Origin of the sequence: Uliginosibacterium sp. 31-16 (assembly GCF_030730865.1) — a bacterium.
Classification (GTDB): domain Bacteria; phylum Pseudomonadota; class Gammaproteobacteria; order Burkholderiales; family Rhodocyclaceae; genus Uliginosibacterium.
Genome location: NZ_JAVALZ010000006.1, coordinates 13,863 through 26,930 on the forward strand (window position 1 = coordinate 13,863; position 13,068 = coordinate 26,930).

At 59.9% G+C, this 13,068-nt stretch carries 12 protein-coding genes; 9 read left to right on the forward strand and 3 right to left on the reverse strand.

Annotation, left to right across the window (positions count from 1 at the left end; translation table 11 throughout):
* Positions 1 to 48: 48 nt before the first annotated feature.
* Positions 49 to 723 (forward strand): prepilin-type N-terminal cleavage/methylation domain-containing protein, encoded by a 675-nt coding sequence (locus tag Q9Q94_RS16945; protein WP_305981318.1) that lies wholly within the window; start codon positions 49 to 51, stop codon positions 721 to 723.
* Positions 724 to 1,178: 455 nt separating this feature from the next.
* Here the strand turns inward: Q9Q94_RS16945 and Q9Q94_RS16950 are convergent, their stop codons facing one another.
* On the reverse strand, positions 1,179 to 3,149 hold the full coding sequence (locus Q9Q94_RS16950; RefSeq protein ID WP_305981319.1) for a monovalent cation:proton antiporter family protein: 1,971 nt from the start codon (positions 3,147 to 3,149) through the stop codon (positions 1,179 to 1,181).
* Positions 3,150 to 3,240: 91 nt separating this feature from the next.
* Here Q9Q94_RS16950 and Q9Q94_RS16955 point away from each other — a divergent pair, with 91 nt between their 5' ends.
* From Q9Q94_RS16955 to Q9Q94_RS16975, 5 genes are all read left to right on the forward strand, one after another.
* Positions 3,241 to 4,245, forward strand: coding sequence for an SIS domain-containing protein (locus tag Q9Q94_RS16955; protein WP_305981320.1), 1,005 nt, complete (start codon positions 3,241 to 3,243; stop codon positions 4,243 to 4,245).
* Positions 4,245 to 4,784 carry an HAD family hydrolase gene (locus Q9Q94_RS16960; RefSeq protein ID WP_305981321.1) on the forward strand — a complete coding sequence of 180 codons (540 nt, stop codon included), beginning with the start codon at positions 4,245 to 4,247 and terminating at the stop codon, positions 4,782 to 4,784. Before Q9Q94_RS16955 ends, Q9Q94_RS16960 begins: the two co-directional genes overlap by 1 nt.
* Positions 4,781 to 5,374, forward strand: coding sequence for an LPS export ABC transporter periplasmic protein LptC (gene lptC, locus Q9Q94_RS16965; RefSeq protein WP_305981322.1), 594 nt, complete (start codon positions 4,781 to 4,783; stop codon positions 5,372 to 5,374). Before Q9Q94_RS16960 ends, lptC begins: the two co-directional genes overlap by 4 nt.
* A 68-nt stretch (positions 5,375 to 5,442) precedes the next feature.
* Positions 5,443 to 6,000 carry a lipopolysaccharide transport periplasmic protein LptA gene (lptA, locus tag Q9Q94_RS16970; RefSeq protein ID WP_305981323.1) on the forward strand — a complete coding sequence of 186 codons (558 nt, stop codon included), beginning with the start codon at positions 5,443 to 5,445 and terminating at the stop codon, positions 5,998 to 6,000.
* Positions 6,001 to 6,746: 746 nt separating this feature from the next.
* A complete protein-coding gene (locus Q9Q94_RS16975; RefSeq protein WP_305981324.1) occupies positions 6,747 to 7,307 on the forward strand; it encodes a phasin family protein in 561 nt (186 codons plus the stop codon).
* A 463-nt stretch (positions 7,308 to 7,770) separates the two neighbouring features.
* Here the strand turns inward: Q9Q94_RS16975 and Q9Q94_RS16980 are convergent, their stop codons facing one another.
* Together Q9Q94_RS16980 and Q9Q94_RS16985 are read right to left on the reverse strand one after the other, a co-directional pair.
* Complete coding sequence (locus tag Q9Q94_RS16980; protein ID WP_305981325.1) at positions 7,771 to 8,988, reverse strand: porin; 1,218 nt, start codon at positions 8,986 to 8,988, stop codon at positions 7,771 to 7,773.
* 245 nt (positions 8,989 to 9,233) lie between these two features.
* Positions 9,234 to 10,388 carry an oligogalacturonate lyase family protein gene (locus Q9Q94_RS16985; RefSeq protein ID WP_305981326.1) on the reverse strand — a complete coding sequence of 385 codons (1,155 nt, stop codon included), beginning with the start codon at positions 10,386 to 10,388 and terminating at the stop codon, positions 9,234 to 9,236.
* A gap of 183 nt (positions 10,389 to 10,571) precedes the next feature.
* Here Q9Q94_RS16985 and Q9Q94_RS16990 point away from each other — a divergent pair, with 183 nt between their 5' ends.
* The 3 genes from Q9Q94_RS16990 to Q9Q94_RS17000 all read left to right on the forward strand — a co-directional run bounded on the left by Q9Q94_RS16990 (position 10,572) and on the right by Q9Q94_RS17000 (position 13,066).
* On the forward strand, positions 10,572 to 11,591 hold the full coding sequence (locus Q9Q94_RS16990; RefSeq protein ID WP_305981327.1) for a peptidase U32 family protein: 1,020 nt from the start codon (positions 10,572 to 10,574) through the stop codon (positions 11,589 to 11,591).
* Between the two features lie 172 nt (positions 11,592 to 11,763).
* Entirely contained in the window at positions 11,764 to 12,651 is an 888-nt protein-coding gene (locus Q9Q94_RS16995) for a U32 family peptidase (protein ID WP_305981328.1), read from the forward strand.
* Positions 12,641 to 13,066, forward strand: coding sequence for an SCP2 domain-containing protein (locus tag Q9Q94_RS17000; RefSeq protein WP_305981329.1), 426 nt, complete (start codon positions 12,641 to 12,643; stop codon positions 13,064 to 13,066). The genes Q9Q94_RS16995 and Q9Q94_RS17000 overlap by 11 nt, the downstream gene beginning before the upstream one ends.
* The last annotated feature ends 2 nt before the right edge of the window (positions 13,067 to 13,068 follow it).

Sequence of the window (13,068 nt, forward strand, 5' to 3'; positions counted from 1 at the left end):
CATTATTGCTCAAGGCGTGGCAAGAAACTCATCCCACCGGAGCCCCCCATGAAACGTCCGACCCAGCACACTCTGAAGCGCCAGCAGTCCGGCTTCACCCTTGTAGAAATCGCCATTGTGCTGGTCATCATCGGCCTGCTGCTCGGTGGCGTGCTGAAGGGGCAGGAGTTGATCAACAGCGCCAAGGCCAAAGCGGTCGTCAACGACTTCCGTAATGTCTCGGTAATGATCAACGCCTACCAAGATCGCTTCCGGGCGCTTCCGGGTGATGACTCAAAAGCCGACAAAAACTTTACTGGTGGCGCGCTCGCCAGCACTACTCCTTCCTTACTGGGCAATGGCTCAATCGATGGAAAATGGGACTCAACAACAAAAACGGATGAAACCTACTTGGCATGGCAGCACTTACGCTTGGCCAACCTTGCCAATGGCTCCACGACAGTCGGTGCCACTGACTTCCAGCAAAAAAATGCTGATGGCGGAGTCATCGGCTTTCAGTCGGGAAAACCAACAGGCGTTGATGCAACAGACAAAATTTCAGGTCGACTCTTCGTCTGCCAGAGCCAAGTATCCGGAAGGATCGCGCAACAGGTAGATTCAACGATGGACAATGATCGTGATATTGCCGCCGGCTCTGTGTTCGTGCTGCTGAACGACCAATCCAAGATGGCCGCGGCGCCACTTGATGACGCGACGTTTTACATCGTCTGCGCTGGCTTCTGAGTTGCCGGCATGCCCGAAGAGCCCCGCCCCGCGCGGGGCTTTTTCTTTGGGCAAATGTGCGTGCGTTTATTGCCGCACGCGGCGTCACTATCGCGGGCTATAGATACGGCCCCATGAGGTTTGAACTTTGCACGCTATAAACCGTTCGAGCCGAGAGCCAGGAGAAGCCCGGTGTATCGAGGCTTGGGCCCCACCCTCGACTTGGCCTGTCCTGAGCCAGTCGAAGGGCGCCTTCGGCACACTCGGGCCGAACGGACTTCACACAAAACGGGCGGCTCAATAAACACACTTCAAAAAACGTGACGGCGCCTCGCAGAGCCGCGCGCAGCGGACCTCTTGCACATGCTATCCCGGAGGCCCTTGCACCGCCTGTTTGTTCCGACAGGCATGCCGAAGAAGGCCACCAGAAGCGGCTCTTCAAGCACCCCGAATTCACCTGCGACTTGCGCAGAGCTTTACGCCCCTTTGAGCAGCCGTTCTTCCGCCGCCGCCAGATCACCGGGCAGACCGAGCAGCACGAGCACATCGCCGGCTTCAAGCAGCGAGGTGGGCGCGGGGTCGAGGCTGCGCACGCCGCGCCGGCGCACAGCAGCCACTTTCACACTCAGTTCATCCAGCCCCAGTTCGGCAATCGGCTTGCCTGCCGCCGCGCCGCCGGGCAACAGCGAGACGGAGTGCAGGCGGGCCTCCTGCGCGTCGGGGCGCTCGTCAAGATCAGATGAGCCCAGAAAAAAGCCACGCATCAGACTGAATTGCTGACTACGCACAACGCGCATGCGGCGAATCACCCGGGCTATCGGTTTGCCGATCAGGGTGAGCGTATGGGTGGCAAGCATGATGCTGGTTTCCAGCATCTCAGGCACCACCTCGGCGGCCCCCTGATTGACCAGACGCTCCATGTCGCGATCATCGTGCGCGCGGGCGACTACCGGGATGTCCGGTCGCGCGGCCTGCACGTGATGGAGCACCTTGAGCGTGGCCTGGACGTCGTTGTAAGACACCACCACCGCGCTGGCCCGCATCAGGCCTGCGGCGAGCAGCGTTTCGTGCCGGGCAGAGTCGCCGAACACCACCGGATCGCCCGCCGCAGCGGCATCGCGTACGCGGTCAGGGTCGAGATCCAGCGCGACGTAACTGACCTGCTCCTGCTCCAGCAGACGCGCCAGAAACTGCCCGGTACGACCATAACCACAGATGATCACGTGTTTGTCGGTGGCGATCGACTTGGCCGCCACGCGGGTCAGCTCCATTGAACGCAGCATCCACTCCGAGGCCACGAAGCGCAGCACGATCTTGTCGCTGTACTGGATGAGAATGGGCGCCAGCAGCAGCGAGATGACCAGCGCAGCCAAGACCAACTGCAGGACGGATGCGGGCGCTATCTGCACATCCGAGGCGAGCGTCAGCAGCACGAAACCGAACTCGCCACCGGCGCACAGCCACAGACCGGCACGCACGGCAGCCCCGTCCAGCCCTTCGAGCCAGCGCGAAGCGGCAGCGACCACAACAAACTTGAGCACAAAGATACCCGCCAGAATCAGCAGCACCCATTGCAGGTTGCGGGCGATCACGCCGAAATCGAGGAACATCCCCACGGTGACCATGAACAGGCCGAGCAGCACGTCGCGGAAAGGCTTGATGTCCTCCTCCACCTGAAGGCGGTATTCGGTTTCCGAGATCAGCATGCCAGCCAGAAACGCCCCCAGCGCCAGCGACAGGCCTGCCAGCTCCGTCACCCAGGCCAGACCCAGCGTGGTGAACAGGATGTTAAGCATGAACAACTCGGAGGATTTGCGCCGCGCCACGAGCAGGAACCAGCGACGCATCAGCCGCTGGCCGATGAACAGGATCAGCGTCAGCACGACGACTGCCTTGATCGCCGCGATCCCCAGCGTAGGCAGCAGCGAACCCGCCGGCTGCGCCAGTGCGGGGATCAGGATCAGCAGCGGCACCACCGCAATATCCTGGAACAGCAGCACGCCGATGACCTGCCGGCCGTGCGGGCTTTCCAGTTCCATGCGATCCACCAGCAGCTTGGAGAGCATGGCGGTCGAGGACATGGCAATCACGCTCGCCACCGCAAAACTGGCCTTCCAGTCCAGCCCCAACAGCATGCCCAGCAGGCCGAACAGCAGCAAAGTCCCCAGCACTTGCAGACTGCCCAGCCCCAGCACGATGCGTTTCATCGCAAACAGGCGGGGCAGCGAGAACTCCAGCCCGATGGAGAACATCAGGAAAACCACACCGAATTCAGCGAGATAACGGGCCTGCTCGCTATCCGGCACAACACCTGCAGCATGCGGGCCGAGCACGGCCCCGACCATCAGGTAGGCCAGTACCGGCGGCAGACCGAAAGCACGAAACAGCGCGACCGCAAACACGGTCACGGCAAGAAGCATCAGGGCTATATTGAACAAACCATGCATGGTGTGGTTTTTGCGCTTTGTCCGCACCCCGACAAGCGAGGCGACAAGCGGCTTTGTTATACTCGCCCATCAGTTTAACCGCAGCCTGCCCATGAGCCCAACTGCCCCAAGGAACAATCCCGCATCCTCAACCGAAGGCGCGCTGAGCACCGCGCGCCGCGTGCTGGCTATCGAGTCGGCCGCCGTGGCAGCCCTGAGTGAGCGGCTGGGCGCAGATTTCGAGCACGCAGTCGCCCTGATCCTGGCGGCCAGTGGCAGGGTCGTCGTCAGCGGCATGGGCAAGTCCGGCCATGTCGGACGCAAGATCGCGGCAACACTGGCAAGCACCGGTACGCCGGCCTACTTCGTCCATCCCGGTGAGGCTGCACACGGCGATCTGGGCATGATCCAGCCTGACGATGTATTGATCGCTCTGTCGAACTCCGGCACTGCCGAAGAACTGCTGATCATCGTGCCGCTGGTCAAGCGCATGGGCGCCAAACTGATCTCGATCACCGGCAAGCCCGATTCGCCACTGGCTCGCCTGGCCGATGCACATCTGGATGCCGGCGTCGCCGAAGAAGCCTGCCCGCTCAATCTGGCCCCCACCGCCAGCACCACCGCCGCACTGGCCATGGGTGACGCGCTGGCCGTCGCGCTGCTGGAAGCACGCGGCTTTGGCGCAGAGGACTTTGCCCGCTCGCATCCCGGTGGTCAGCTTGGCCGGCGCCTGCTGACGCATGTGCGCGACATCATGCGTACCGATCAGGCCATTCCGGCGGTGCCGCTGACAGCCTCCTTCTCTGCCGCATTGCTGGAAATCTCGCGCAAGGGTCTGGGTATGACCGCGATTGTCGACGCCGACAACCGCGTTGCCGGCATCTTCACCGACGGCGACCTGCGCCGTCTGCTTGAGCGCAATCTGGATTTCCAGAGCCTGAGCATCGCCGAAGTCATGCATCGCAACCCGCGAACGATCAGCCCCGACGCACTGGCCGTTGAAGCCGTTGAAATGATGGATAGCCACCGCATCAGTCAGGTGCTGGTGGTGGATACCGAACAACACCTGGTCGGCGCGCTGAATACGCACGACCTCATGAACGCCAAGGTGATCTGATGAGCAAGAAACCCGATCTGGTCAGCGAATCCGCAGGCCGTCTGCATCTGATGGCTTTCGACGTCGATGGCGTGCTGACCAATGGCGACCTGTATTTCACCCCCAATGGCGATGAAATCAAGGTTTTTTCCAGCCTCGACGGTCACGGCCTGAAGATGCTGCGCGAGGCTGGCATCGAGGTTGCCATCATTACCGGGCGCAAATCCGAAATGCTTGTGCGCCGTGTCGAGAATCTCGGCATCCGCCACCTGTTCCAGGGAGTGGAAGACAAACGTGCCGTCATGCGTGATCTGCGCTCCACACTCGATCTGGATGCAGACCACTGCGGCTACATGGGCGACGATGTGGTGGATCTGCCGGTACTGCGCGCCTGCGGTTTCTCGGCCACCGTCGCGGACGGACACGACTTCGTGAAACAGCACGTTGATTACGTCAGCACCAAGGGCGGCGGGCGCGGCGCCGTACGCGAGGTCTGTGATTTCATCCTCGCCGCTCAAGGCAAGCTTGACGACATGCTCAACGCCTACCTGCACGCATGAACCGGCTCAGCTCCCACTTCCCGCTGATCATTGCCGCTCTGCTGGCCGCCGCCACCTTCTGGCTGGAGCAGGTCGTGCGCAACGAATACCGCAGCGGGCTGGGCAATGCCCGTCACGATCCCGACCTGATTGTCGATCAGGTCAGCATCGACCGTTTCGATCTCACCGGCAAACGCATCTCGCGCATGACGGGCAGCAAACTTCTGCACTACCCGGATGACGATACGGCCGAAATCACCAGCCCGGTCATCACCCTGACGCGCGATGCCCGCCCCACCGTCTTCACCAGCAAGACGGCGCACGTCAACAATGAAACCAAGGTCGTCGTGATGCGCGACTCGGTGCGTGGGGAGCGCGCGGCAACTGCTGACACACCACTCCAGACACTGGAAACCGAAGTTCTCACGGTACTGACCGACGACGAAATCGCGCGCACCGACAAGCCTGTATTCATGACCCAAGGGGCAAGCCACATGTCCGGCATCGGCGCCGAATGGAACAATATCACCGGGCTGTTCACGATCCACAGCATGGTCCGTGCGACCTTGCTTCCCAAGCCAGGCGCATCCCAACCCCGAGCCCCCGACTGATCCGTTAATGAACACATGCGCAGCCATGCCGCGCATGCTTTGCCCCTGATCACAGCGAGACCCCATTTATGTCCCCAGCCTTCCGCTTCTCCCTGTTCGCCCTGCTGCTGATTGCGCCACTGGCTCACGCCGAACGTGCGGACCGCAGCAAGCCGGTCACCATCGAATCAGACCGCCTCAGCGTTGATGATCGCAACAAGGTTCAGGTATTCGAAGGCCGCGTGAAATTGACACAAGGCACGCTGGAAATCACCTCGGACAAACTCGTCGTCACACAGGACGCAGAAGGTTTCCAAAAGGGTGTGGCCACCGGTGGCAAGGACGGGCTGGCACGCTTCCGCCAGAAACGCGAAGGCAAGAACGAATACACCGAAGGCGAAGCCGAACGCATCGAGTACGAAGGACGCAACGACATGGCCAAGCTGTTCACGCGCGCCATGACCCGCAGCGGACTTGATGAAACCCGCGGTCAGTACATCGAATACAACGGCTATACCGAGCAATACACCGTAACCAACGGCCCGAACGCCAGCGTTTCAAAGAACAGCAACGAACGCGTGCACACCACCATCTGGCCCAAAGGCACTGCGCCTGAAACGGCCGTATCACGTCCGGCTGGCAAATAGGCCTGCGCCGCTTCAAGTTGGTCCGCACTGCACGCGCCGGACTCCGGCCCTAGCCGGAACAGCCTCTGCGCGTAGGGTTTGTTGCTCCGCTGGCAGCCTCGGTTCAAGTCCTGAACCATGTCCCTGTGGCCGCCCATACCCTCTCCGGGGAAGGCGGCCAAGCTGACTCCAGTCGGCTGCCACGCATGGCGTACGCCTGCAATCACCCGCAGGGCGTCCTTCGACAAGCGCGGGCAGGCCACCTCGATGCACGGCTTTCAAGCCGGACTATTTCGAGGTGTGCGAGGTCCAAACAAATCGGCCTGAATCAATAATCAAAGCCGGAAAACATAGCAAGGGGAGCCTGCGGCAGGACGACTCAAAAGCACTCCATCTGCCTCTACCTCCTCAAGACCCGCTTCGCGCCTGCTTCTCCAGACAGGATATCTGCACAAGCGCGCCCCGCCTGCCTCTCTGACATGCCTCCCCTGAAAGCCTTGCGCAGCGCAGCATAGCAAGCACCCTCAAAAGCATTTCGCACCGCATCAAGCAGCCCGCCCATCCGGACAGCTAACCGGATACAAACCCTTGTGGATAATGGTTACAAGCGGACATAATCGCGATTGATGCAGCGCAACATTTCTTGCTTGACAGGCGCAAAATCCTTCTTATAATTCGCATTGTGCGGCGCAGCAATGATTGATCAGGCAGCACATGCAGCACCTTGTGTAGCCGCGTTATCCCTAGACCAATATCAGGAGTCAGACATGTCCCTTCCCGAACAAATCAGCACCGCCAACAAGGCGTCCATTGAAGCCGCACTGACCTTCGCCAACACCGCGTTTGCCAGCGCCGAAAAGCTCGCCACCCTCAACCTCAATACCGCCCGCGCCATGCTGGAAGACAGCGTCGCCACCGCCAAGACCCTGCTCGGCGCCAAGGATGCACAGGAACTCGTGTCCCTGCAGTCAGCCCTGGCTCAACCGACCGTGGAAAAAATCGTTTCCTACAGCCGCAGCGTGTATGAAATCAGCGCAGCAGCTCAGGAAGACATCAGCAAGATCCTAGAATCGCAACTGAGCGAAGTGAACAAGAACGTCTCCGCCGCACTGGACAAGGCAGCCAAGTCCGCTCCGGCCGGTTCCGACGTGGCTGTGGCTGCCGTCAAGTCCGCCATCGCTGCAGCAAACTCCGCTTACGACAGCATCAACAAGGCCGCCAAACAGGTCGCCGAAATCGCCGAAGCCAATGTGGCCGCAGCGACCACCGCGACAGTCAAGGCCGTCGGCGCTTCCGCCGCTTCGACCAAAGGCAAGAAGGCCGCCTGAGTTTCAGCTCATCGGGCCCCGGCCGCAACCGCCGGGCTTTTCAACCCGCAGCCGCAATGGCTGCGGGTTTTTTACGTCCCGAACAATTTCCATGAAAAGGGTTCTGAAAATGGGCCGGAGATCACGCATCAGCCCAGCCTCACTACTTGTCAGGCAAAAGTACGACTGAGCCTCTTTTCGAAGAACCCGACGCTGTACCTTTGGCGCAGTAATAAATAGCTCTCGCTGCACAAAGAAAAGGACAACCAGCCCCGCAATTTATGGCCAATGTCTTGTCGATTAGACCTTTCACCAAACGACATCTACGAATAGCAGAGCCAAATTTATCCAGCCACCGCGAGGTATTGTGCGGATGCTGTTTATCTCCCCCTCGTTCCAGAACTTTCCTCGCATCCTGAGCGGTAAACAAAAAAAGGCAGCCCGAAGGCTGCCCTTTTAGAGAACCAATCGTCCTTGCGGAGGATCAGAATTCCTTCATGATACCGACCTTGATGGTCGTTGCGTCAGCCTTGGTCGCATCGCCGCTGAAGCCAACTGCGTTGCCGACATACTTGCCGTTAGTAAGCTTCTCTTGACGCTCAAAGTCGGTCTTCTGCAGGTTGGCGTACACTTGCACGCTCTTGCTCAGGAAGTAGGAACCGCCGATCATGATCGACTTGCCGCTGTTACGGCCGGTCGGGCCGGAACCCATATCCATCAGGTGGGAAACACCCAGACCGACTTCAGCCTTGCCGTCGAAGTTGTACGACAGCACGAAGTTGGTGGTCTTTTCCTTGTAGTAACCGGCAACAGCATCATCAGGCGACTTGTCACCCACGGAAGCGCCCTTGAACACGTTGTATGCGGTCGAGAGTTTCAGGTTCTTGTTGCCCGGGATCGGACGGATGTTCAGGTAAGCGTGGGTGAAATTGCGGCCCAAGCCTTCAGCACCGCTCTGAGCAGCAGACGGACGCACGTCGGTCACGTCAAAGCCCCAATCCACGATACCGTCCATGATCACGCCTTCGGAACCGATCACGTACACATTGCCGGAAGACGGATTCGTCAGCGTAGCGCCGCCTTCAGAGTCATTGTTGCCACCCTTCTGGTTGTCGCCGATAGCGTAGGTTGCCTTGACCAGAGTCTTGACCGGGCCAAGATTGAAGGTCGGCGACCAGTAAGTCGTGTTGCGGTTGGTCAGAGACTCTTCACGGAACTGGGACACACCGAACTTGACCAGCTCGGTATCCTTCGGCGTCACCATGTAGGGCTTCTCTGCCAGTTTGTATTCGTTGCTGGCCAGGTTAGCAGTACCCCACTGCAGCGTGCCGAACGGGGTGGTGAAAGCCATGGCCTTCTTATCGTTGGAGTTCAGGCCGCCAGTCGACGTGATCTTGTTCGACGAATCCTGGCTGAAACCCTTGCCTTCATGCACGTTGCCGAAACGAAGATCGAAGTCCACACGAACTTCATATCCCGGAGCGATGGTTTCCTTGGCGCCGATGGACACGCGGGTGGTCGAGTTGCAACCGCCTTCTTGCGATTCCTTGGTACCGATCATGTTGCCGTCGGCATCCTTGGATTGAGCACGGGCGAACTGATAGCAAGCGTCAAATTTGCCACCCACGGTGACGGAAGTTTGCGCGAAAGCGGCGCCGGACATCAGACCAGCAACAGCCAGAGCGATGAGTTTCTTCTGCATGAATAATTCTCCTCACAGTTGAAGATCGGGGCGCGGCGTCAGCCATCACTCCCGTCCCACCTCTCGCGATTCGAGAAGTTGAGGCGATTGTGGCAAGCACCCCACCCCCGGGCAAGACAAAACCATCAATTGCACGCATCCGGAAGACGAGTTGTTGTGAGGATGCAACACAAAGCATTGTTTTCCAGACGCAGAAAAACAAAACGGGCCCGAAGGCCCGTTTTTACAGATGCTGCGCCCAGCTATCAGGTCGGAAGATCCGCCAGATAAACCGCAGGCTCACCTTCAAAGTCCGAGGAGAAGAGCACACGCTTGTTGTCCGGCGTGAACCCAGGGTGTGGATGCGTCACCTGACGATCATTGCGATACACCTTCCAGGAGGAGTTGTGTTCGCAGATCTTCTTGGTGGTTTTGTTCTTCAGATCGAACAAGTACAGGAAAGGATCGTTCTCATGGGTGTGCGAAGCGGTATCCTGGACATCAGCCGGCGTGTCGCAGCCGTCGCCCACGGCCAGCGAACCATCGTAGTTGCTGTACAGGTGCGAGCACGGCGGCATGGTCAGCACGGCTTCGTTTTCCAGCGTCACCGGATCGGCCACGCAGATCCAGCGATCCGAACTGCCTTTCTTGTAAGACACGTACATCATCTTGGAGCCATCCGGCACCCAGAATTCGTGCGTGCAGGCTTCGCCTTCTTCCTGCTGCTTGACCTTGCGCGGGTTCGTGCCGTCTTCATTGATCATCCACATGCGTGAATCGATGAGGTCATGCGGACCTTCGTGACAGAAAGCCACGGTGTTGTCATCAAACGGACGATAGATCGGGTGGCCCATCCAGCGCTTTTCATCGACCAGCACTTCACTGGTGCCCTTTTCGATATCGACGATGATCAGGCGGCAGCGCGGCTTCATGTGGAACTGTTCGGCGAACTGCTCCCAGGTCGTCAGCGGCAGCAGGTCGCCATCGACCACTTCGATGCCCGCCAGTTTGGTGCAATCGCTGTTCGACCCCCAGGTGCCGTAACCCTTCCAGCCGTCCGGCACGGTGTAATAGGTTTCTTCCTTGAGTGTAGCCAGGTCAACGCGGCGCATTTCCTTGGTGCCCTGACGGTAATAGAAGGTCTTGTCGTCCGGAGAGAGGAAACAGCCAAAGGTATTGTTGCCAGCGCCTTCGGTAATCTGGGTGGCCACCTGGGTTTCCAGATCAAGCAGGAAATTGTTCCAGTTGTTGTCGAACCAGCCGCCGAACATGAGCTTCTTGCCATCATTGGTGAAACACTTCTGATAGAAGTAGTTGCGATGACAGGTCACGTCAGTGGGGGTCAGCCGGGTGACGCGCACGCCGGTACTGGGATCGGTATATTCGTGAAACTTGAGCTGGAAGGTATCGCCCTTGGCCATGTGTTATCCCCTGCAAAAAACCGGAAGCCTGCGGGAATGCGCTTCCGATGGTCGTCCGGGATTTTACGGCATTTGTCGGAGCAATCTTTAACCTGCCCACAAGATTGTGGTCGCCAGACTTGGCCAATTGACCCAAGGCAAGGCCGGGGGATAATGCACTGACTAAGCTTGGAGCCCGTTTCAATGCCCCCATCAATCATGCGCAAACCTGAGCTGGTCTGCCCTGCCGGCAGCCTTCCGGCGCTCAAGATGGCCGTCGACAATGGCGCCGACACCGTCTATCTGGGCCTCAAGGATGCCACCAACGCCCGCAATTTTGCCGGCCTGAATTTCGATCAGAACTCCGCCAGTGAGGGAATTCGCTACGCCCAGAGCCGTGGCCGCCAGGTGCTGATGGCCATCAACACCTACGCCCAGGCCGGCGAAGAGAAGCGCTGGCATCAGGCGGTGGATATGGCCGCCGGGCTGGGCGTAGATGCGGTCATCATGGCTGACCCCGGCCTGCTGGATTACGCCAGCAAAACCCACCCGCAACTGCGTCGCCATCTGTCCGTGCAGGGCTCGGCCACCAATTACGAAGCCATCAACCTGTATCGCGATCTGTTCGGGATTTCGCGTGCAGTGCTGCCGCGGGTGCTGACCTTGTCGCAGGTCGAGCATGTGATCGCTCATACCGATGTGGAGATCGAGGTCTTCGGCTTCGGCAGCCTCTGCGTGATGGTGGAGGGCCGCTGCCTGCTCTCCAGCTACGCCACAGGCGAGTCGCCTAACACCGCTGGCGTGTGCTCGCCGGCCAAAGCCGTGCGCTGGGTGGAAACACCCCAAGGCACCGAAGCGCGCCTGTCCGGCATCCTTATCGACCAGTACGGCCAGGACGAACCTGCGGGCTATCCGACCCTGTGCAAGGGACGTTTCGAGGTCAATGACGAAACCTACTACGCGCTGGAAGAGCCCACCAGCCTGAACGTGCTGGCCGCGCTGCCGGAACTGCTGCGCATTGGCGTAGCGGCGATCAAGGTGGAAGGCCGTCAGCGCAGCCCGGCCTATGTTGCCGAAGTCACCCGCACCTTGCGGGCGGCCATCGATGCCGCCCATGTCGATCCGGCCCGCTTCGCGCCCAAACCCGCCTGGGACGCCGCACTGGGCAAGGTTTCCGAAGGTCAGCACGTAACGTTGGGCGCCTATCTCCGGCCGTGGAAATAGCATGCCCGCTCAGCCGCATGCAGCGGACGTTTCCGGGCGACTACCCCGAAGACGTCCGTGCGACAAGCCTCTGCGGCACGGCTATCTGAAGAAGCCCGCAGCAAGCGGCTCTACAGACAGCTTGTTGCAAACCCGGCATTTCACAAAAACATAAAACCAACAGGCAAGTGCAATGAAACTTTCTCTGGGCCCTCTGCTCTATTTCTGGCCACGCGATCAAGTACTGGCCTTCTACCGCGACGCCGCCAACTGGCCTGTCGACACCATTCACCTCGGCGAAGTGGTATGCAGCCGCCGTCAGCAGGTCCGTCTGGATGACTGGCTGGGTCTGGGGCGTGAACTGGCGCAGGCAGGCAAGGAGATTGTTCTGTCCTGTCAGGCGCTGCTGGAGTCCGAAAGCGAATTGAAAGCCCTGCGCCGCATCTGCGACAACGGCGAGTTTCTGGTGGAAGCCAATGACATGGGCGCGGTCAAGCTGCTCAAGGGCACGCGCTGGGTCGCCGGCTCGCATCTGAACATTTACAACGCCAGCGCACTCAAGCTCTTCGCGGGTATGGGTGCAATGCGCTGGGTGCCGCCGGTGGAGATGGATCGTGCCCGACTTCAGACGCTGCTTGCTGAAGCACCCGCAGGAATGGAAACCGAACTCTTCGCCTGGGGTCGCCTGCCGCTGGCCTTCTCGGCACGCTGTTTCACCGCGCGACATTTCAATCTGAAGAAGGACGACTGCCAGTTCCGCTGCCTCGAAGCGCCAGACGGCCTTGAGCTGGATACGCGCGAGGGCGAACATTTCCTCGCCATCAACGGCATCCAGACCCAGTCGGCCGCCACCCATGCCGTCCTGCCGCATCTGGAGGGCATATCCAGCACGCGGGTCACCAGCCTGCGCATCAGCCCGCAATCGCAGCACACCGCACGCATTGTCGAAATGCACCGCGCCGCGCTGGACGGGCTTGCGCTAGACTCCACAGCACTCGCCGCCTTCGCCCCCACCGCCCTGTGCGATGGCTATTGGACAGGCCGCGAAGGCATCAAGCTTGGAGACGAACATGTTTGCTGAACTGCGCCCACCGAAATTCCTCGCCGAACTCGGCCCGAAACTACCACAACGCCCGTGGAGCGACGCGCTGTGTGCCAGCCTTGAAGTAGCCCGCCTGACGAAACAGCTCGACGCCGATTTCAGTTTTCTGGAAGGGCGCACGCTGCGCATCTTCATCGAAGACCTCGGCGCCCGCGCCACCCTGCGCTACGTCAACGGCCATTTCCGTCCTGCAGCAGCGGATATCGAGGCAGATGTTAGCTTTCGCGCCAGCACCGAGAACTACCTCAAACTTCTGCGTCGCACGGAAGACCCGGACACTCTGTTCTTCCAGCGCAAGCTGCGCATCGAAGGCGACACCGAGCTGGGGCTGCATCTGAAGAACCTGCTCGACAGCATCGAACCGCCCGCCTGGTTCAGCAAACTGGTGGCCTGAGC